Genomic DNA, 18355 nt, shown 5'->3' on the forward strand with positions numbered 1-18355 from the left:
CTCCCCAAACACATGAAGAATTGGACAAGCTATTGTACCGTAAAAAGAAGGACAATGTTGACTGGAAGAGAGGTAGCACTAAATGCCGCTCATGAGTTTAAAAGAAGTCCTGGCTGACGCCGACCGGCGCCATTACGGTGTGGGAGCCTTTAATGTCCTTAATATCGAGATGTTGAACGCCATAATAAGGGCAGCTGAGGAAGAACAGGCGCCGGTAATCCTGGCTTTTGCCGAGGGGCATCAGAAATATATCGCCATGGAAACCATTGCCCCTCTTATGCTTAAGGCCGCCCGGGAAGCCACGGTGCCGGTGGTGGTTCATTACGACCACGGCCGGCAGTTTGAAAACATTATCAAGATCATGCATTACGGTTTTACCTCGGTAATGTTTGACGGCTCGACGCTGCCCTATGAAGAGAATGTCCGCCGCACCCAGGAAGTGGTGCGGATCGCCAGGATCCTGGGCGTTTCCGTGGAAGCCGAACTGGGGCATGTCGGCGGGGCGGAAGGCGTCCCGGGTGGGGAAGATGATCCGCAAGCATGTTATACTGATGTCAACCAGGCGGCCGATTTCGTGGCCCGTACCGGCGTCGATGCTCTGGCGGTAGCCATTGGTACCGCCCACGGGGTATACCGAACCCGTCCAAAGCTCGATTTGGAGCGCCTGGCGGCTATCAAAAACCGGGTGGGAATCCCCCTCGTCCTCCACGGCGGTTCGGGGTTGAGGGACGACGATTTTCGCCAGGCCATCGCCCGGGGGATTAATAAGATCAATATTTTTACGGATATCTCCCTGGCAGCGACGCGCCGGATAATAGCGATGCTGGGCGATAAAGATATCCCCGGTAGTGCTGGTGTGGTGCCGTATCAGGGGAGCGACTTATTAGAGGGTGATTTTATCCAAAACGCCTCGCTTACTGGTTACCAGGATTTAATGCTGGCCGTCACTGCGGCAGTGAAAGAGGAAGTAAAGGGGAAAATACGCCTTTTCGGCAGTAATGGGAAGGTTGCAGGTCCGGCCCCACCCCATGCCCGGCAGCCAGGGCGTTGGCCAAGTCTTTGAGGGCAGCTTGATACAGCAATTATCAGGGGCTTTGGCATCCAGGACGCTACTCCCTGCCAACCTGCCAAAGGGGTTAGCAAGAGGGCCAAAGTAACAGTAAGTTTCAAGAGTAGGGTTTTAAAGTTAATAATCCTTCCACAGGCTCAAAGTGCTTTGTATTCCTCGTCACCAGGGGAGCTCTCAGGTCTAAAGCGGTACTGGCAATAATGGCATCTACCGGGGCAAGTCCATGCGCTCTGTATTTTCGCAAAAGCTCTCCGGCACGCCGGGCAATATTAGACGATACGGGAATGGCATTAAAACGCTGAAGCAGACTCTCTACCTGCTCTTTTTCACCTTTTTGAGGCATAGTGCCAGCCAGTAATTACATTTCCGTAAGTACAGATATATGGCCTGTAAACTCACCCTGAAAGATACGCGATAAAAAATCAGTAGCCGGCTGAAAGCCCCGAAGGTGATCAATGAGAATATCAGAGTCAATTATAATGCTATTCATCGAGTAATTCCTCCAGGCGCCGGCGATCTGACTGACGTAATTCTCGGATGAAACTTTCATTAATATCAGTTCTATCTTTCCATAAACCAGCTGTAGCTTTAAGTATATCTTCGCTTGTACCCTGGTTGCTAGTTAAGGCCTTCTTTTTTACCTCAAGTATAATATGGTTTTCCCCGAACGCTTTGACCAGCAGGGCATCACCAGTATGAATTTTTAACTGGCGGCGAATCTCTGAAGGTATGGTTATTTGTCCTTTGGAAGAAATGCGTGTTTCCATAAGCGATATCCCTCCTTTACCAACCCCTTTAGTCGCCATAGTCTATCATACCTAGTAAAGCAATGTCAAGAAAGGTAGGCGGCTATGGTCCGGCAAAAATTCTATCATCCTGGAGGAAGGAATTCATTGCAAACAAAAAACCTGGACGTCGTCTCTGTAGGCGAGATTTTAATCGATTTTGTTGGCAAACAGAGCAACTGCCCCCTCGCGGAAGTGACCGATTTCCACCGCGCCGCCGGCGGCGGGCCGGCCAATGTGGCCGTTGGGGTGGCCCGCCTGGGGGGACGGGCCGGTTTCATCGGCAAGGTGGGCCGGGACGCTTTCGGAGACCATTTGCAGAAGGTCCTGGAGGAGAACGGCGTGGATACCCGCGGCCTGCTGCGCGATGACGCGGCCAACACCACCCTGGTCTTTGTGGCCCTGAACGAGAGGGCGGTGCCGGAGTTTGTTTTCTTCCGGCACGGTACGGCAGATACCAGGCTCGACCCCGCCGAGTTGCCGCAAAAGGTGCTTGCGGACACCCGCATCCTCCACTTCAGCTCTGTATCTCTGGCGGTGGAACCGGCCAGGAGCGCCACCCTGGAGGCGGTGCGGCTGGCCAGGGCGGCCGGAGCGATCATATCCTTTGACCCCAATCTGCGCCTTTCCCTCTGGCCGGACGCCGCAAAAGCCAGGCAGGAGCTTCTAGAAGCGGTAAAACTGGCCGACATAGTCAAGCTGAATGACGGGGAACTGCGCTTTTTATTAGGTGCGAAAGCAGAAACACTGGCCGCCGGGGCCATGGCCCTGCTGGCCAGGGGCCCTCGCCTGGTAGCTGTCACCTTAGGGGAGCATGGCGCTTTGCTGGCCGGGAAAGAAAATAAAATTCAACTGCCGGCCTTACCGGTACATGTTGTCGATACTACCGGCGCCGGTGATGCCTTTATGGCCGGCATGCTGGTGGTGCTGGCTGAAGCCATTCAGCAGGGGATGGACCCCGGGGTCCTGGATTCAGCCTGGCTGGAGCGGCTGGGTCGCTGGGGCAATGCCGCCGCGGCCCTTACCTGCACCCGCCCCGGGGTAATGCCGGCTTTGCCTAGAAGAGGAGAGGTGGAAAAATTAGCATCGCAAGGAACGGGTAATGGTATTAGCAGGAAAGAAAACTAAATGGGCATAGGCAGTTTTACACCTTTTTCCCGGCCAGAAACTCTTCCAGCCGGTCCAGGCCTTCTTTGATGTTTTCCAGGGAATTGGCGTAGGAAATACGTAAGTATCCTTCGCAGTTGCGGCCGAAGTCGATGCCCGGGGTGACGGCTACCCGGGCTTTTTCTAATATTTCAAAGGCGAAGGAATAGGAAGCGCCGGTATATTTCTTGACGTTGGCCAGGGCGTAGAAGGCGCCGGTAGGCTCGACCCGGGTGGCGAGGCCCATGGCTTTGAGGCGGCTCAACAGGTAACGGCGGCGCTCGTCGTAAGTAGCGACCATGTGCGCCACGTGTTCGTCGCATTCCCGCAGGGCAGCGATGCCGGCGGCTTGGACGAAGGAACCGGCGCAGATAAAGAGGTTCTGCTGCAGCTTTTGTAAAGGGCGGACGAACTCCGGCGGCGCGATAACGTAACCCAGGCGCCAGCCGGTCATGGCGTAGAGCTTGGAAAACCCGTTGATGACAAAGGCCCTGTCGGTAAACTCCAGGATGGTATGCTCCCGGCCTTCGTAAACCAGGCCGTGGTAGATTTCGTCGGCAATGATGTAGGGTCCCAGGCCGGCCAGGGCTGCTAATTCGGCCGCCGTAAAGACGGCGCCGGTGGGATTGGCGGGAGAATTGATAAGAATAGCCTTGGTCCTGGGGCTAATACTCGCCAGGACAGGGGGAAGGCGGTACTTGAAGCCGTCTTCTTCTTGTACCGGGATAAAGACCGGCTGCCCGCCGGCGTAACGGATAAAATTGGGGTAGCAGGCATAGTAGGGATCGGGGAGGATGACCTCGTCCCCCTGCTCCAGGAGGACGCTAAAGGTCAGGAGCATGGCCGGCGAGGTGCCGGAAGTGACGACGATCTGGTCAGGCGAAATATTGACCCCGTATTTCCGCTGGTAATAGCGGGCTATTTCTTCCCGCAGCTCCGGCTTGCCCAGGCTGTGGGTGTAGTGGGTGTCACCGTCACGCAGGGCCCGCCGGGCGGCTTCTTTGATGGGTTCAGGAGTGTCAAAATCAGGTTCGCCGATTTCCAGGTGGATGATGTTCTCACCCCGGGCTTCCATTTCTTTGGCCTTTTCGAGGATGTCCATGACGATAAAGGGCGGCATTTCCCGGGCCCTGGCGGCAATATCTTTTCTCCTGTCAGGCATATACTTCCCTGCTTCTTTATATTCTTTATAATAATGGGCAGTGTTAACGTTTTTTCGCCACGGGAAAGCAGAAATCCTGCCCGCTAATATATCATTCGCTAATATTTTCAAATCCCTGCTCAAAAAAATGCCTGTCAAAAGCAAATGCCTTTTTAATACCCAGTTTACGCATCACAGCAAAGCTAACGGCATCTACCAGGCTCAAATTTCTCCTGTTGGCGGTCAAAACGGCATTGGCACCCCACTGGTGCAACTCGGCGTCAATCCATTCTACTTGCAGCAGGGGAAGAATATCTTCGTGAAATACCCGCAAAGCTTCCATCCCCAGCCGCCGCTGTACGAGGGCATATGTTTCTACGAGAACGTAACTGCTGCAAATCATCGGAACACCGCTGGTTAAAAGATTTTCCCATATTTTTTTGGCAGCGGCATGATTCTCATCGTCAGCATCGAGGATGGCTAAAAAAGCTGAAGTATCAAGATAAACATTCATTCTGCAAAAGCCCCCGTTAAATAGGCATCATGGTTGCGAGACAGGTCCTTAACACCGGAACGGAAACGTCCTGCTGCCTTTATAGCCCTCTGAATTCGTTCTTTTTGGTCACGATTGCTGCCCGCCAGGACCTGATCGACGCCGAGCCGGATTAATTCCGCCATGGATATTTTTTTAACAGCAGCCATTTTTTTCAGGGCATGATATTGTTCTTCCGTGAGCTGGATTTGCGTACGGATCATTTGTTATGTCATCCCTCCAATAATGATTAAATGTAAGCATAATAATGTTATCATGATGATAACATCTTGACAAGGGGTAGCGCAGGTGTTACCATTTACGCGTCTATTTAGCTATTTGTAGATACTGGCGAATCCATTGTGGTATAATAATTTTTGGTGAAGAAAAAGTGGCCAGAGAACTAACGGAAATAATCAAAAAGCGTTATAACCGCACGGCGCTTTTTTATGATTGGATGGACCGGATGATCCCCAAAGAATGGCGCCGGCGGGTGTGGCAGGAAGCCCGGGGTCGGGTGCTGGAAGTTGGGGTAGGTACAGGAGCCAATTTCCCATTTTACCCACCCGGATGCCGGGTGACGGCCATTGATTTCAGCCCCGGGATGCTGGCCCGGGCCAGGCAAAAGCTCCATCTGGCCGGGGCACCGGTGGATTTAAAAGAAATGGATGTCCAGCACCTGGAATTTGGAGACGCCAGTTTTGACACGGTGGTAGCTACCTGCGTTTTTTGTACAGTACCCGATCCGGTGCAGGGGCTGAAGGAAGTACGCCGGGTCTGCCGCCCCGATGGCAGGATCATCCTCCTGGAGCATGTGCGCAGTGAGCACTGGTTCCTCGGCCCCTTGATGGATGCCTTGAACCCGCTGTTCCTGTATCTAATCGGGTCCAACATTAACCGCCGTACAGTGGCCAACGTCAGTAGAGCCGGTATCGAGATCGATCGGGAGGATGATCTGGCGGGAAAGATCGTTAAATTAATTGTCGGGCATCCCCGGGAAATTTAAAGTTTTGCCGGCAGCTTTCTTTAAGAGTTTGTTAAAATATCTCTTTCACCCTTGCGCTCCTGGCCACGGTATGCTAATATATTTTACAAATTAATTGATGCCAAAGCGATGAGGGGGAGTGTCGGCGGCCCACTCCGGTAGGCGAGAGAGCTGGTGGCCGGTGGGAACCAGCCCGGAGGCTGTCGAGAGGCACCCCTGAGTACCCGGCGAGAAATCCTGGATAAGGAAGAAGCCGGGGCGGTCATGTCCGTTACGCATGCAGAGGGGGCCAGGTTATGGCGTTTCTAACCTGGTCAATTAGGGTGGCACCGCGGGTGAAACTCTCGTCCCTTGCAAAAGGGGCGAGAGTTTTTATTTTGAGCTGGTTAAAAAAGGCAGGTGACCTGGGGGTTATGGCAATTTTCAAAGCCTTTTGCTGACGTTCTTAACCCTTTAGCTTAATATAGTAAGGCTTTATGATAACTGCTTTTACCGACAAAATAACAGGAAAGGGTGTTCTCCATGACTGACAAGCAAATTTTACTTCTCCCCGGGCCGACGCCGGTACCGCCCCAGGTGGCCCTGGCCATGGCGCGGCCGGCTATAAACCACCGCGGCCCGGAGTTCAAAGCCCTGTGGGAAGAAGTAACGGAAGGGTTAAAGGATGTCTTCCAGACCCGTTCCGAGGTGGTCATTTTAACGGCTTCGGGTACCGGCGGCATGGAAGCGGCCGTAGCCAACCTCATTTCCCCCGGGGAAAAGGTGCTGGCCGTAACCGTTGGCGCCTTTGGCGAGCGTTTCATTCAGATTTGCCGTGCCTTCGGTGTTGAAACGGAGGTTATGGCCTTCCCGTACGGGCAGGCGGCAGACCCTCGGGCCATAGCCAGGCGCCTGGAAGCTGATACAGAACATAAGATCAAGGCCATTCTAGTCCAGCATAATGAGACCTCGACCGGGGTTTTAAATGACATCCAGGCCATCAGCCGTGCCCGGGGAAGTCACCCGGCCCTGCTCATTGTAGACAGCATCAGCGGCCTGGTAGCAGCTGATTTACCTATGGACGCCTGGCATATTGATGTGGTCATCGCCGGTTCCCAGAAAGCGTTCATGTTACCTCCGGGATTAACCATGCTGGCTGTTAGCGAACGCGCCTGGCAGGCGGCGGAGAAGTGCACCAACCATCGTTTTTACCTGGATATTAAAAAGGCGAGAAATTCGGGGTTAAAGGGGCAGACGCCCTTTACACCGGCTGTCCCCCTGCTCTACGGTCTACAGGAATCCTTGCGTCTCCTGAAGACGGAAACCCTGGCCGGCAGCTTTGCCCGCCACGCCCTGATGCGGGATATGGTAAGAGCTGGGGTCCGTGCCCTGGGACTGAAGCTCCTGGCCGACGATACAGTAGCCTCGCCGGCAGTGACGGCCATCTGTGTACCAGAGGGCATGAAACCGGCAGATATCATCGCCCCCTTGCGAGAAAAATATGGCGTGGTCGTGGCCGGAGGGCAGGGTGACGTTAAGGACAGGGTATTCCGCATCGGTCATTTGGGCTATGTAAGTTTCAGCGATATCCTGGCCGGCCTGGCTGCCCTGGAAAATGTCCTCATTGATGCCGGTGTACCGGTGACCCGGGGCGCGGCAGTAGCCGCAGCCGGGGCTATATTAAGCGAAGGAATGCCTGTGGGCGTGGAAACCCTGGCCAGCTAGGAGCGCAGCCATTTCCGAGGGAGGGGATAACCAAAATGCACGTTTTAGCCCTGGACGGTATCGACGAACGCGGCCTGGCTATCCTCCGGGAGGCGGGCCTGGAAGTTACGGCCGCCGGTAAAATGAATGAAGAAGAACTCAAAGACGCTATCCGTGACAGTGAAGCCTTAATCGTCCGCAGTGCAACAAAGGTAACGGCGGCGGCCATCAACGCTGCCAAAAAGTTAAAGATTATCGGCCGGGCCGGGGTGGGCACCGATAATATCGATGTCACCGCTGCAACTGAAAGGGGTATCGTAGTGGTTAATGCCCCTGAGGGCAACACCGTTGCGGCTGCCGAGCATACCATCGCTATGATGCTGGCCCTGGCCCGCAACATACCCCAAGCCAATGCCACCTTAAAGCAGGGTATTTGGGAGAAGAAAAAATATGTAGGCGTTGAGCTGCGGGGTAAAACCCTGGGGGTTATCGGCCTGGGCAAAATCGGCCGCGAGGTGGCCCGCCGCGCCCGGGGCATGGAAATGAAAGTTATGGCTTATGATCCCTACATTGATCCGGAACAGGCCACGCGTCTTGAGGTCGAACTGGCTTCCCTGGAAACGGTACTGCAAGCCGCCGACTTTGTAACCGTCCACCTGCCCCTGACCAAGGAGACCCGGCACCTTCTGGGCCGGGAGGAACTGAAACTCTTGAAACCCGGGGCGCGGGTGTTGAATGTGGCCCGGGGAGGCATTATTGACGAGGCAGCCCTTTATGAAGCTTTAAAAGCCGGGCGGCTGGCCGGGGCGGCCCTGGACGTCTTTGAGGAAGAGCCGTTAAAGGCCAGCCCTCTGCTGGAACTGGACAACGTCATTGTTACCCCCCATCTTGGTGCTTCGACGGAGGAAGCCCAGGTAGCCGTAGCAGTTGAGGTTGCTCACGATGTAGTGCGCTGCCTTAAGGGAGAACCGGTTTTGAACGCCGTTAATATTCCGGTGGTACGGGGCCATGTAGCCGAGGTTTTAAGGCCCTACCTGCAATTAGCCGAAAAGCTGGGGAGTTTCCTGGCCCAGCTCATGGAGAGTCCCATAATTGCGGCAGAGATCAGCTGCAATGGCGAGCTGGCCCAGTATGACCTGGCGCCCCTGACCAGCTCCTTCTTGAAAGGGTTGCTGCGCCCCCTCCTGGCCGATGCCGTTAACTATGTCAATGCGCCCCTGGTGGCGAAAAAGCGGGGCATACGCATCCGGGAAAAGAAGAGCCGGGAGATGGAATACTTTGCAAATCTCATCAGCGTTAAGGTCGAGGGGCGGCGGGAGAGCCACCGCCTGGCCGGGACCGTCAACCAGGCCGGGGAACCCCGCCTGGTAAACCTGGACGGTTATAGCATCGACGCCAGCCCGGCAGGGCACATGCTGGTCGTACCCCACCTGGACCGGCCGCGTATAATCGGCCCGGTAGGCCTGGCCATAGGGGATCATAAAGTAAATATCGCCGCCATGCAGGTGGGGCGGCAGGAAATAGGCGGCGAAGCCGTCATGCTTATAAGCGTTGATTCCGAGGTGCCGCGGGAAGCACTGCAGGCCATTCGCCAGGTGGACGGCGTCCTTGATGTACGCTATATTTACCTTTAAGTTTCTTATGGGGGCGGTAACGCCCCTTAAGTTTTTTTACAGCAGGTTTGCCCCGGAACTTTAATCGTGGCATAATAGTGGCAGGATTATCCACACTAACCGGATGAAAGGGGAGTGGTATTTTGCTGGATATTAAACTAATTCGCCAGGAACCGGAAAGGGTGGCTGAAGCCCTGGCCCGCCGGGGCTTGAAGGCCGGGCTGGAGCACTTTTTAGCCCTTGATGCCCGGCGACGGAACCTCCTGGTTGAGGCCGAGGGACTGAAGAATAAACGCAACCAGGTATCGGCCGAAGTGGCCCGCCTTAAGAAAAAGGGCCAGGACGCAACGGAGTTAATTGCCGCCATGCGTGAGGTAAGCGACCGCATTAAAGAACTGGATGCGGCCATTCGCGCTGTGGAAGGCGAGCTCCAGCAGGAGATATTAAGGATTCCCAATATACCCCATGATTCCGTACCCGACGGCTTGAGCGACGCTGATAACAAGCCGGTGCGCCACTGGGGCGAGCTGCCCCGCTTTGATTTTGAGCCGCGGCCGCACTGGGAAATAGGGGAACGGCTGGGGATCCTCGATTTTGAGCGCGGCAGCAAGGTGGCCGGAGCGCGTTTTGTTTTTTACCGCGGCGCCGGAGCGCGCCTGGAGAGGGCCCTGATTAATTTTATGCTGGACCTCCATACCATCAAGCACGGTTATACGGAAATTTTCCCGCCATACCTCGTCAACAGCGCCAGCATGCTGGGTACCGGCCAGCTGCCCAAATTTGCTGAGGATATGTTTCATGTCGAGGGTACGGATTATTATTTAATACCGACGGCTGAGGTACCGGTCACCAATCTATATCAGGGGGAAATCCTCAACGGCGATTTATTACCCATCTACCATGTGGCCTACAGCGCCTGTTTCCGGGCCGAAGCCGGCGCAGCCGGGCGGGATACCAGGGGCCTCATCCGCCAGCACCAGTTTAACAAGGTAGAACTGGTTAAATTCACCAGGCCGGAGGATTCGTATGAAGAACTGGAGAAATTGACGCGGGATGCGGAAGAGGTCCTGCAGCTCCTGGGCCTTCCCTATCGGGTGGTGGTCCTCTGCGCTGGCGACCTGGGCTTTTCAGCGGCCAAGACCTATGATCTGGAGGTATGGTTCCCCAGCGCCGGTACCTACCGGGAGATTTCCTCCTGCAGTAACTTTGAGGACTTCCAGGCCCGGCGGGCCGACATCCGCTTCCGGCCCGGCCCCAAGGAAAAACCCCGCTTTGTCCATACCTTGAACGGCTCCGGGGTGGCCGTGGGGCGGACGGTGGCCGCCATTCTGGAGAACTATCAGCAGGAGGATGGTACGGTACTTATCCCCAAAGCGTTAAGACCATATATGGGTGGCCTGGAAGCCATCCGGCCGGAGCAAGGATCAGGGGCATGAACCCATCCCTCCACTTCCTAACCAGGGAAAACTGGTACTGGAATTTACTATTTTTCCTCTACGGCCTGTCGTTCTTCCTCATGGGCTTTGGCATCCTTCTCCAGGCCCGGCGGGGCAGCAACCTGCACCTGGGACGGCGTTTGCCATGGCTGGCTGTCTTTGGGCTTTTACACGGGCTGGTGGAGTGGGGCTATATTTTCATTCCGACTGCCGCAGTTGCTGAAGGCTGGCAGACTCTCAGGGGGGTTCTCTTTAACGGCGGCCATGCCCTGCTCCTGGCTTTATCCTACCTTTTTCTGCTGGTCTTCGGCGTTGATCTCCTGGCGGATACCAGGAACTGGCCGGCCCGGTTAAGGCTTTTACCCTTTACCTGTTTCGGGATATGGTTGCTGTTTGCCGTGTTTACTTTTCCCCGCCAGAAAACAGCGCTTGATGCGTGGATGATCTTAATAGAAATCGCGGCGCGCTATTTGCTGGCGGTCCCGGGAGCGGCGGCGAGCGGGCTGGCCATCCTGGCCCAGGGGGATGAACTGCAACATTTTAAGCGCAAATCTCTGCAATTCTTCGTGAACGGCTCTGCCGCGGCCTTATTTCTTTATGCCCTGGGCGGGGGATTGATTGTACCGCCGGCGGCTTTTTTCCCGGCCAATTTTCTCAATACGGACCTGTTGCTGCGCTTAGGCCTGCCGGCGCCGGCGTTGCGCATCCTCAGCAGTATCCTGGTTGCCTTTTTTATCTTTCGTCTTCTGGATGTTTATGATGCCGAGGAACAGCACTACCGGGAGATCGTCAGGGAACGGGAGATGATTTGGCGGGAAAGGGAAAAAATCCGGCGTGATCTTCATGATGGGGTTATCCAGTCCATCTACGGCCTGGCCCTGGGTCTGGAACACAGCCGTACCCTGCTGGCGGAAAACCCGGCGGCAGCTGCGGATAGGCTCGCGACCCTGTCGCAACAGGCAGAAAAGGTAATATCTGACCTGCGGGGGTATCTGGCCGGCCTGCACCTGGGCCGGGACCTGCCGGCCGACCCGGTGGCCCTGGTGAAAAAACTGGTGACAGACCTGGCCAGGAATAGTGATTTAAAGGTAAACTGGCACGTCCAGGAAAACGGACAGGCTTACCTGGATACTGACCAGCGGGATCACCTTTACCACATGATGATTGAGATTTTAAGTAATATTCGCCGTCATGCCCGGGCCAGCGAGGTATGGATCGGGATTGACCTGGGGGGCGGCGGTTTCAGGGTAAAGATTAAAGACAATGGAACCGGCTTCGATGCCACAGTCCCCACCATTGGGCAGGGCCTCAAGAACCTGAAGCAACGGGCGGCCCTGGCCGGGGGCTGGTTGGCAATTGAAAGCTCGCCCGGGCGGGGAACAACTATGACCTTCTGGCTGCCCTATGAGGGCGTTAGCGGGGGGAAAGTCCATGGCCATCCGCGTGGTGCTGGTAGATGATCACGCTGTAGTCCGGGAGGGGCTGCGGGCCCTCCTGGCCAGAGAAAAGGATATTGAGGTGGTAGGGGAAACCGGTAGTGCCGCTGAGTTATTAAACCTGGTTGATAAGGTGCGGCCGGAAGTAGTGGTCATGGACCTCCAGCTGGGCAACAACCAGAACGGGGTGGAGGCGACGCGGGCTTTATTGCGAAAATGGCCGGACCTCAAGGTTGTTATTTTAAGCATGTACGACGATCGCGAGCTAATCTTCCAGGCCCTGGAAGCGGGGGCCAGGGGCTATGTTTTAAAGCGGGCCGGGGTGGAGGAGCTAATCCAGGCCATTCGCCTGGCGGTCAAAGGTGAAGCCTTCCTCGATCCGCAGATTGCCCGGCAGGTTATCGACGGCCTGCAGCAGGGGTTTTCGGCAGCCAGGGAGGGTGATGCCGGGAAGGCCGAATTGACCGACCGGGAGATGGAGGTTCTCCGCCTGGCTGCCGAGGGTTTGACTAATGCGGAGATTGCCAGGCGTCTGTTTATCAGCGTCAAAACCGTCCAGGCCCACCGGGCCAACCTGATGCAAAAACTGGGTCTCCATGACCGGGTGGACCTGGTTAAGTATGCTATCAAAAAGGGCATTCTTAAACTGGAAGACGATTAGTTACGGTTTATAGGGCTTACAACCGAGGGGAAAATTAAGGTCGCGAACCTATGGGTTCTTTCTCTTCCCAGAGTTATAGTAAATATGCGAAGACTATCACGAAAGGGGAGAGAAAAGATGCTCACCTTACTGCGCGACCGGCGTTTAAGCGTTGTCTGGACCCTTTTGCGGATATGGCTGGGTTGGCAGTGGCTGGAGGCCGGCCTGCACAAGTTTAGTGATCCCAAATGGATGCAAACCGGTGAAGCCTTGAAAGGTTTCTGGGCCAAGGCCATCGGTGCTCTGCCGGGAAGCACGCCGGCTATTAAGTATGGCTGGTACGAAGCGTTTATTCGTTCCCTATACGATGGAGGCCACTACACCTGGTTTGCCAAGCTGGTTATAGCCGGCGAGGTTTTAACGGGCATTGCCCTCATTTTGGGAGCGGCAACCGTATTTGCCCTGAGTGTCGGTGCATTTATGAATCTTAATTTTATGCTCGCCGGAACCGCGAGCACCAATCCGGTGCTCTACACAGTGGCCATCATCCTGCTGCTGGCTGGAAGCTCGGCCTACTATTACGGTGTCGACCGGCCGGTTTTAACCTACCTGCAGCGTAGAAAGGAAAAAGCAGCAAACGAGCCATTAGTGGCAAGTAAATAAATCAAAAGTAAAGCCCCGGCATCTGTATGGGTGACCGGGGCTTTAGCTTCCATGCATTTTTACTAACATATGTTCGTCTTTACATTTTAAATTGACAGCAACGGCAAGGGTATGCTATACTATTCTTGCTAGTTATGGAGGGGTGTCCGAGCGGTTTAAGGAGCTGGTCTTGAAAACCAGTGATGCTCTTACGGGCACCGTGGGTTCGAATCCCACCCCCTCCGCCAGTAACAAAAGGAAGAAGGCGTGGAGAGATGGCCGAGTAGGTCGAAGGCGATCGCCTGCTAAGCGATTGTACGGGTATAAAACCTGTACCGTGGGTTCGAATCCCACTCTCTCCGCCACAGGATGCCGGCGCCGGAAGGCGCCGGTTTGACTTTACCTTTGGGGCGGGCCCGCCAGGTCCGCAGCCCTGTGGCAGGAGCCAGCGTAGATATGTGGTGTGTACCCTTGACTTGCTCCTGCATCTCTGGTACAATTAACTCTGCCGGTTGAAAAATTTGTGCGCCCGTAGCTCAACGGGATAGAGTAACTGGCTACGAACCAGGAGGTTGGGGGTTCGAGTCCCTCCGGGCGCGCCAGTTTTTATTCGTGCGTCTGTAGCTCAGGTGGATAGAGCAGCGGTTTCCTAAACCGCGTGCCGGGGGTTCGAGTCCCTCCAGGCGCACCAGAATACCAGCGAGGGGGTCCCGCGTGGACCACCATTTCTATATGGGGGAAGCCCTGGCTGAGGCAGAAAAGGCCTTTACCCTGGGAGAAATCCCCATCGGCGCTGTAGTAGTAGAAGGGGAGCGAATTATTGCCCGGGCCGGCAACCGGCGGGAAACGTGGGGCGACCCCACGGCCCACGCCGAGATTATCGCCTTGCGGGAAGCGGCCCGGGTACGGGGCAACTGGCGGTTGACGGGTATTACCCTGTACGTCACGCTGGAACCCTGTCCCATGTGTGCTGGTGCCCTGGTACAGGCCAGGGTAAAGAGGCTGGTTTATGGTGCCCCGGATTTACGCGCCGGGGCCGTAGATTCTGTAGTCAATCTGGTGGAAAATTCCAGTTTTAACCACCAGGTGGAGGTTATCTCCGGCATCCGTGAAGAGGAATGCCGGCAGTTATTAAAACGTTTTTTCCAGCAACTGCGGAGAGATGGCTGAGCTGGTTGAAGGCGCTCGACTCGAAATCGAGTAGGCGGCTGAAGAGGTCGCCTCGTGGGTTCGAATCCCACTCTCTCCGCCAGCAAAAGTTAATTAAGGGGTGTTGCCGTTATAAATGGCCTCCCCTTTTTATTAAATATCCTGGCATGCTCTTCTGAAGCGGCTTGCATTTGGCCGCGCTTCGCTGTATAATTTTTATATAAACAAACAACAGATTTGCGCGGAGAGATGGCTGAGTTGGTCGAAGGCGCTCGCCTGGAGAGCGAGTAGACGGGTCACAAACCCGTCTCGTGGGTTCGAATCCCACTCTCTCCGCCATTTTAATTTTATAGCTTTGACCGTGCTAGACGGGGAGGTAGCGGTGCCCTGTAGCCCGCAAACCGCTATAGCGGGGTCGAAGTCCCACTGGCGGGCCTGACCTGTGGGGTCCGGCCGGTGCAAGGGGCGAAGAGAGCCGGGTCCTGCGCGACGAGGACTCATGAACCCCGTCAGGTCCGGGAGGAAGCAGCGGTAAGTGAGCCCCCTCGGGTGCCGCGGGAGTGCCTGGTTGGAGTTACCTGCGCCGGTAACGCCCGGAGGCCATGTTCAACAGTGGGTGCACGGTCACCTAATGAGACAAGAAGGGATTATTCGAGCGGGGAATAATCCCTTTTTATATATTTATTCATTGCCTCCCCCAGAAAAAGAAGGTGAGGATCTTGGCCCAGTACCAGGCCCTGTACCGACAATGGCGGCCGCGCACCTTTGCCGAGGTAGTGGGGCAGGAACATGTTACCCGTACCCTGCTCAATGCCCTGCGCAACCATCGCCTGGTCCACGCCTACCTTTTCTGCGGTCCCCGGGGCACCGGGAAAACCAGTACTGCCAAAATCCTGGCCAAAGCCGTCAATTGCCAGTCGCCCCTGGAAGGAGAACCGTGCAATGAGTGCGCCAATTGCCGGCGCATCAATGCCGGTAACTCCCTGGATGTCCTGGAAATCGACGCTGCCTCCAACCGGGGCATCGACGAGATCCGTGAATTAATTGAAAAGATCCCCCTGGGGCCGGTAGAGGGCCGCTACAAGGTTTATATTATCGATGAAGTCCACATGCTGACGCCGGAGGCCTTTAATGCCCTGTTGAAAACCCTGGAAGAGCCTCCGGCCCATGCCCTTTTTATCCTGGCTACTACAGAGCCGCGTAAAGTACTACCGACCATTCTTTCCCGCTGCCAGCGTTTTGACTTTCGCCCCCTGACGGCAGCAGCCATCAGCGCGCGCCTGCAGCAGGTGGCGGCGGCCAATAACGTCCAGATCGAGGCGGCGGCCTTAAGCCTTTTGGCCCGCAAGGCTGCCGGGGGGTTACGCGACGCCTTAAGTCTTCTGGACCAGATCATATCAACCGGCGACCAGGAGATTATTACGGCCGAACAAGTGGCTGCAACCCTGGGTACGGCGCGCCTGGACACCCTCCTGGCCATAACTGATGCCCTGGCTGCCGGCGATGGGGCAAATATGCTGCGCCTGGTAGACACGGCCCTGCAAGCGGGGGTAGAACCCCAGCGGCTGCTGGAGGACCTGCTGGAGCATACCCGCAACCTCTTGCTATTGCATATGGATCCTCGGGCCGGAGAGTTTACCGGTCTCCTGCCGGAAGAAGTGGAACAGGTGGCGGCCCAGGCGCAAAAATTTACTCCCCGGCGCCTGCTGGACCTTATGGAACGGCTGCAGGAGGGTGGAGCGTCTCTGCGCTGGAACAGCCAGCCACGGGTTCTCGTGGAGATGGCCCTGGCTGGATTCCTGGTCGATCCTGGACCTTCACTGGACGACCTGGCCCGCCGGGTAGAGGAACTGGAAAAACGCCTGGCCGCCCTGGATAGCAGCGGGCGTGCAAAAGGGCAACTGCCTGAAATAAAACCCGGGGAAACACCGTACAGGCCCGGGCTTGCCGGCAGGAGCCAGCAAGTTCCGGAGACGACCGGCCAGAGAAAGGCGGAAGGCATGACTTTGCCTGGTAAAGGGGAGAACCATGCTTCCAGGATCCGGCCTGCAACCCGGCAGCAGGAAAAAGTTACGCCTGCCGGCTCTCCTCCATTAGAATTATTTACCGTCCAGGAGCGCTGGCCGGAGGTCCTGGCAGCGGCCCGCCGGGAAAGTGTCCACCTCCAGGCTTATTTACGGGCCGGGGAGCCGGTAGCTGTCACTGGGGACAGCCTGACCCTGGAAGTCAAAACGGATTTCCACCGCGGCATGCTGGAACAGGCCGCCAACCGACAGAAGGTGGAAGCAGTCCTGGCCAGGGTTTTCGGCCGGCCCCTCAAGCTCGTTATTACGGCGGGGAGGCCGCCTGTGGACGGGGTGAGCCAGGAAGTATTAGATAAGCTGGTAGAATATTTCGGCCCCGACAAAGTAGAGATCAAGGATTAAAAAGGAGGACTGTCAAGCCCGTGGGTATGAACAATATCAATAAGATGATGAAGCAGATGCAAAAGATGCAGGCCCAGATCGCCAAACTTCAGGACGAGCTGGGGGAAAAGACAGTGGAAGCAGCCGCCGGCGGCGGTGCCGTTGTGGCTACGGCTAACGGCCGCCAGGAAATTGTCAGTATTAAAATTGACCCGGCTGCCGTCGATCCTGAAGATGTGGAGATGCTCCAGGACCTGATCCTGGCGGCCGTCAACGAGGCCCTGCGCCAGTCCCAGGAAATGGCGGCCAGGGAAATGGGGAAAATTACCGGTAATATGCGGCTGCCGGGGTTTTAAAAGATGTTTTACCCGGAACCCCTGAACAAACTGATTGCGGCCCTGGGCAAACTGCCGGGAGTGGGACCTAAAACCGCCCAGCGCCTGGCCTTCTATCTTCTCAACGCCCCGGCGGCAGAGGCGGAAAATCTGGCAGCAGCCATCCTGGAGGCCCGCCGGAAGACCCATTATTGCTCTGTATGCGGCAACCTCACCGACCGCGATCCCTGCCTTCTGTGCACCGATCCGGAACGGGACCATACCATCATCTGCGTGGTGGAAGAGGCCAGGGACATAGTGGCCCTGGAAAAAACCCGCCAGTACCGGGGCTTATACCATGTTTTACAGGGGGCAATTTCGCCTGTAGACGGGATAGGTCCGGACCAGCTGCGGGTTAAAGAGCTTTTACGGCGCCTTCAGGGGGGGGAGGTCAAAGAAGTAGTCCTGGCCACCAATGCCGATGTGGAAGGAGAGGCCACGGCCCTTTATCTCGCCAGGCTGTTAAAACCCCTGGCCGTAAGGGTGACTCGCCTGGCCTACGGCCTGCCGGTGGGAAGCGACCTGGAATACGCCGATGAAATTACCCTGGCCCGGGCCTTCAACGGCCGCCACGAAATGGAATAAGAAGTAGGCAAGAAATTATTCCCAGCTGCATATTTTATAAGCAAACAGCAGTTGGGAGGTGGCCGCATGCAGGAGTGGGGCCTTGAGGGAAACCTGGAAGCGTTAGCCGAAGCTATCAGAGAAGCCAGGGAAGAATGGTGGGCTGCCCAGCGCTTTTTTGCCGAGGTAACGGAACCCGATCTGGTGGATCAGGCCATCTACCGGCTGGAAGCGGCGGAAAGGAAATATATGTACCTGTGGAAGCTAGTAAGGAGTGGTGGCCATGGGTGGTGATACCGTCCAGCTGATCCTGGCAGGTATTTTTTTACTGTTTCTTGTTTATCTCGTGGGCAGCATTGTATTAAAGCCCTTGAAGTGGATTTTTAAGATTATTGTTAACTCCTTCTTCGGACTTCTTCTCCTCTGGGCTTTTAACTTTTTTGGATCCAATTTTAACTTTTTCATCCCCCTGAACTGGGTTACTGTTTTAATCGCGGGTTTTCTGGGACTGCCAGGATTAATCCTGCTGATCTTTTTGCGCCTGGTCCTGGGGCCGTGAGGGTGGGGATACACCCGGGACGCCCCCAGCACCAGCAGTCCGGCTAAAGCCGGGCTTTTTTATTTTATAGACAGGATTGCAAAAGGGGGAGCCTTACCCGCAAGTATGCTATTGCAAGTATGCTATTCCTGCAGGAGCGCATACTAACTACCGGGGTGAAGAAAAGCGCGTATCGTCGAGGCTTACCTGGGTGAGT

At 55.8% G+C, this 18355-nt stretch carries 20 protein-coding genes, 6 tRNA genes, 1 other RNA gene and 1 other annotated feature; of the genes, 22 read left to right on the top strand and 5 right to left on the bottom strand.

From position 1 onward, the window contains the following. Positions 1-82 precede the first annotated feature (82 nt). Positions 83-1063, top strand: coding sequence for a class II fructose-bisphosphate aldolase (locus MCACP_RS00130; protein WP_406677399.1), 981 nt, complete (start codon positions 83-85; stop codon positions 1061-1063). Positions 1064-1166: 103 nt separating this feature from the next. Here the strand turns inward: MCACP_RS00130 and MCACP_RS00135 are convergent, their stop codons facing one another. Together MCACP_RS00135 and MCACP_RS00140 are read right to left on the bottom strand one after the other, a co-directional pair. Next, on the bottom strand, positions 1167-1412 hold the full coding sequence (locus tag MCACP_RS00135; RefSeq protein WP_406677400.1) for a PIN domain-containing protein: 246 nt from the start codon (positions 1410-1412) through the stop codon (positions 1167-1169). Positions 1413-1551: 139 nt separating this feature from the next. Then, entirely contained in the window at positions 1552-1836 is a 285-nt protein-coding gene (locus MCACP_RS00140; protein WP_406677401.1) for an AbrB/MazE/SpoVT family DNA-binding domain-containing protein, read from the bottom strand. Between the two features lie 126 nt (positions 1837-1962). Here MCACP_RS00140 and MCACP_RS00145 point away from each other — a divergent pair, with 126 nt between their 5' ends. After that, the gene (locus MCACP_RS00145) at positions 1963-2982 is read left to right on the top strand and encodes a carbohydrate kinase family protein (protein ID WP_406677402.1); all 1020 of its coding nucleotides are present in this window, start codon (positions 1963-1965) and stop codon (positions 2980-2982) included. A 16-nt stretch (positions 2983-2998) separates the two neighbouring features. Here MCACP_RS00145 and MCACP_RS00150 read toward each other — a convergent pair whose 3' ends face one another. The 3 genes from MCACP_RS00150 to MCACP_RS00160 all read right to left on the bottom strand — a co-directional run bounded on the left by MCACP_RS00150 (position 2999) and on the right by MCACP_RS00160 (position 4897). Next, complete coding sequence (locus MCACP_RS00150; RefSeq protein WP_406677403.1) at positions 2999-4162, bottom strand: pyridoxal phosphate-dependent aminotransferase; 1164 nt, start codon at positions 4160-4162, stop codon at positions 2999-3001. A 91-nt stretch (positions 4163-4253) separates the two neighbouring features. Then, a complete protein-coding gene (locus tag MCACP_RS00155; protein WP_406677404.1) occupies positions 4254-4655 on the bottom strand; it encodes a type II toxin-antitoxin system VapC family toxin in 402 nt (133 codons plus the stop codon). Next, positions 4652-4897 (bottom strand): ribbon-helix-helix protein, CopG family, encoded by a 246-nt coding sequence (locus tag MCACP_RS00160; protein ID WP_406677405.1) that lies wholly within the window; start codon positions 4895-4897, stop codon positions 4652-4654. Before MCACP_RS00160 ends, MCACP_RS00155 begins: the two co-directional genes overlap by 4 nt. Before the next feature lie 167 nt (positions 4898-5064). Here MCACP_RS00160 and MCACP_RS00165 point away from each other — a divergent pair, with 167 nt between their 5' ends. The 20 genes from MCACP_RS00165 to MCACP_RS00260 all read left to right on the top strand — a co-directional run bounded on the left by MCACP_RS00165 (position 5065) and on the right by MCACP_RS00260 (position 18159). Beyond that, positions 5065-5679, top strand: a complete 615-nt coding sequence (locus tag MCACP_RS00165; RefSeq protein WP_106004954.1) for a class I SAM-dependent methyltransferase — start codon at positions 5065-5067, stop codon at positions 5677-5679. 99 nt (positions 5680-5778) lie between these two features. After that, positions 5779-6013: a binding site (T-box leader), on the top strand. A gap of 167 nt (positions 6014-6180) precedes the next feature. Next, a complete protein-coding gene (locus MCACP_RS00170; protein WP_406677406.1) occupies positions 6181-7362 on the top strand; it encodes a pyridoxal-phosphate-dependent aminotransferase family protein in 1182 nt (393 codons plus the stop codon). A 35-nt stretch (positions 7363-7397) separates the two neighbouring features. Beyond that, entirely contained in the window at positions 7398-8975 is a 1578-nt protein-coding gene (gene serA, locus MCACP_RS00175) for a phosphoglycerate dehydrogenase (RefSeq protein ID WP_406677407.1), read from the top strand. Between the two features lie 122 nt (positions 8976-9097). Next, on the top strand, positions 9098-10390 hold the full coding sequence (gene serS / locus MCACP_RS00180; protein WP_406677408.1) for a serine--tRNA ligase: 1293 nt from the start codon (positions 9098-9100) through the stop codon (positions 10388-10390). Further along, positions 10387-11850: a sensor histidine kinase gene (locus MCACP_RS00185; RefSeq protein ID WP_406677409.1), complete on the top strand. Its 1464-nt coding sequence runs from the start codon at positions 10387-10389 to the stop codon at positions 11848-11850. The genes serS and MCACP_RS00185 overlap by 4 nt, the downstream gene beginning before the upstream one ends. Continuing rightward, positions 11822-12487 (top strand): response regulator, encoded by a 666-nt coding sequence (locus tag MCACP_RS00190; protein WP_406677410.1) that lies wholly within the window; start codon positions 11822-11824, stop codon positions 12485-12487. Before MCACP_RS00185 ends, MCACP_RS00190 begins: the two co-directional genes overlap by 29 nt. 117 nt (positions 12488-12604) lie before the next feature. Continuing rightward, positions 12605-13129: a DoxX family protein gene (locus tag MCACP_RS00195; RefSeq protein WP_406677411.1), complete on the top strand. Its 525-nt coding sequence runs from the start codon at positions 12605-12607 to the stop codon at positions 13127-13129. 136 nt (positions 13130-13265) lie between these two features. Then, positions 13266-13356, top strand: a tRNA-Ser gene (locus MCACP_RS00200). Between the two features lie 21 nt (positions 13357-13377). Then, positions 13378-13473 (top strand) — tRNA-Ser (locus tag MCACP_RS00205). 160 nt (positions 13474-13633) lie between these two features. Continuing rightward, positions 13634-13710: transfer RNA gene (locus tag MCACP_RS00210), tRNA-Arg, on the top strand. A 12-nt stretch (positions 13711-13722) separates the two neighbouring features. After that, positions 13723-13799, top strand: a tRNA-Arg gene (locus tag MCACP_RS00215). 23 nt (positions 13800-13822) lie between these two features. Next, positions 13823-14278: a tRNA adenosine(34) deaminase TadA gene (tadA, locus tag MCACP_RS00220; RefSeq protein WP_406677412.1), complete on the top strand. Its 456-nt coding sequence runs from the start codon at positions 13823-13825 to the stop codon at positions 14276-14278. Next, positions 14265-14360, top strand: a tRNA-Ser gene (locus MCACP_RS00225). The genes tadA and MCACP_RS00225 overlap by 14 nt, the downstream gene beginning before the upstream one ends. Before the next feature lie 140 nt (positions 14361-14500). Continuing rightward, a tRNA-Ser gene (locus tag MCACP_RS00230) sits at positions 14501-14596 on the top strand. A gap of 20 nt (positions 14597-14616) precedes the next feature. Beyond that, an RNA gene (gene ffs / locus MCACP_RS00235) (signal recognition particle sRNA large type) lies at positions 14617-14881 on the top strand. Between the two features lie 95 nt (positions 14882-14976). Further along, positions 14977-16683 carry a DNA polymerase III subunit gamma/tau gene (gene dnaX, locus MCACP_RS00240; protein ID WP_406677413.1) on the top strand — a complete coding sequence of 569 codons (1707 nt, stop codon included), beginning with the start codon at positions 14977-14979 and terminating at the stop codon, positions 16681-16683. 26 nt (positions 16684-16709) lie between these two features. Beyond that, complete coding sequence (locus MCACP_RS00245) at positions 16710-17018, top strand: YbaB/EbfC family nucleoid-associated protein (protein ID WP_406677414.1); 309 nt, start codon at positions 16710-16712, stop codon at positions 17016-17018. A gap of 3 nt (positions 17019-17021) precedes the next feature. Then, complete coding sequence (gene recR / locus MCACP_RS00250; protein WP_406677415.1) at positions 17022-17621, top strand: recombination mediator RecR; 600 nt, start codon at positions 17022-17024, stop codon at positions 17619-17621. Positions 17622-17687: 66 nt separating this feature from the next. Further along, entirely contained in the window at positions 17688-17894 is a 207-nt protein-coding gene (locus tag MCACP_RS00255) for a DUF2508 family protein (protein ID WP_406677416.1), read from the top strand. Then, the gene (locus tag MCACP_RS00260) at positions 17884-18159 is read left to right on the top strand and encodes a pro-sigmaK processing inhibitor BofA family protein (RefSeq protein WP_406677417.1); all 276 of its coding nucleotides are present in this window, start codon (positions 17884-17886) and stop codon (positions 18157-18159) included. Before MCACP_RS00255 ends, MCACP_RS00260 begins: the two co-directional genes overlap by 11 nt. Positions 18160-18355: the final 196 nt, after the last annotated feature.

The sequence above is a fragment of the Neomoorella carbonis genome, from assembly GCF_045278715.1.
GTDB classification, from domain to species: domain Bacteria; phylum Bacillota; class DSM-521; order Neomoorellales; family Neomoorellaceae; genus Neomoorella; species Neomoorella carbonis.

What these genes read in the sequence shown, in the direction of transcription:
- MCACP_RS00130 (WP_406677399.1), top strand. Translation starts at nt 83, where the DNA reads ATGCCGCTCATGAGTTTAAAAGAAGTCCTGGCTGACGCCGACCGGCGC.
- MCACP_RS00135 (WP_406677400.1), bottom strand. Translation starts at nt 1,412, where the DNA reads ATGCCTCAAAAAGGTGAAAAAGAGCAGGTAGAGAGTCTGCTTCAGCGT.
- MCACP_RS00140 (WP_406677401.1), bottom strand. Translation starts at nt 1,836, where the DNA reads ATGGAAACACGCATTTCTTCCAAAGGACAAATAACCATACCTTCAGAG.
- MCACP_RS00150 (WP_406677403.1), bottom strand. Translation starts at nt 4,162, where the DNA reads ATGCCTGACAGGAGAAAAGATATTGCCGCCAGGGCCCGGGAAATGCCG.
- MCACP_RS00155 (WP_406677404.1), bottom strand. Translation starts at nt 4,655, where the DNA reads ATGAATGTTTATCTTGATACTTCAGCTTTTTTAGCCATCCTCGATGCT.
- MCACP_RS00160 (WP_406677405.1), bottom strand. Translation starts at nt 4,897, where the DNA reads ATGATCCGTACGCAAATCCAGCTCACGGAAGAACAATATCATGCCCTG.
- MCACP_RS00170 (WP_406677406.1), top strand. Translation starts at nt 6,181, where the DNA reads ATGACTGACAAGCAAATTTTACTTCTCCCCGGGCCGACGCCGGTACCG.
- serA (WP_406677407.1), top strand. Translation starts at nt 7,398, where the DNA reads ATGCACGTTTTAGCCCTGGACGGTATCGACGAACGCGGCCTGGCTATC.
- MCACP_RS00185 (WP_406677409.1), top strand. Translation starts at nt 10,387, where the DNA reads ATGAACCCATCCCTCCACTTCCTAACCAGGGAAAACTGGTACTGGAAT.
- MCACP_RS00190 (WP_406677410.1), top strand. Translation starts at nt 11,822, where the DNA reads ATGGCCATCCGCGTGGTGCTGGTAGATGATCACGCTGTAGTCCGGGAG.
- MCACP_RS00195 (WP_406677411.1), top strand. Translation starts at nt 12,605, where the DNA reads ATGCTCACCTTACTGCGCGACCGGCGTTTAAGCGTTGTCTGGACCCTT.
- MCACP_RS00245 (WP_406677414.1), top strand. Translation starts at nt 16,710, where the DNA reads ATGAACAATATCAATAAGATGATGAAGCAGATGCAAAAGATGCAGGCC.
- recR (WP_406677415.1), top strand. Translation starts at nt 17,022, where the DNA reads ATGTTTTACCCGGAACCCCTGAACAAACTGATTGCGGCCCTGGGCAAA.
- MCACP_RS00255 (WP_406677416.1), top strand. Translation starts at nt 17,688, where the DNA reads ATGCAGGAGTGGGGCCTTGAGGGAAACCTGGAAGCGTTAGCCGAAGCT.
- MCACP_RS00260 (WP_406677417.1), top strand. Translation starts at nt 17,884, where the DNA reads ATGGGTGGTGATACCGTCCAGCTGATCCTGGCAGGTATTTTTTTACTG.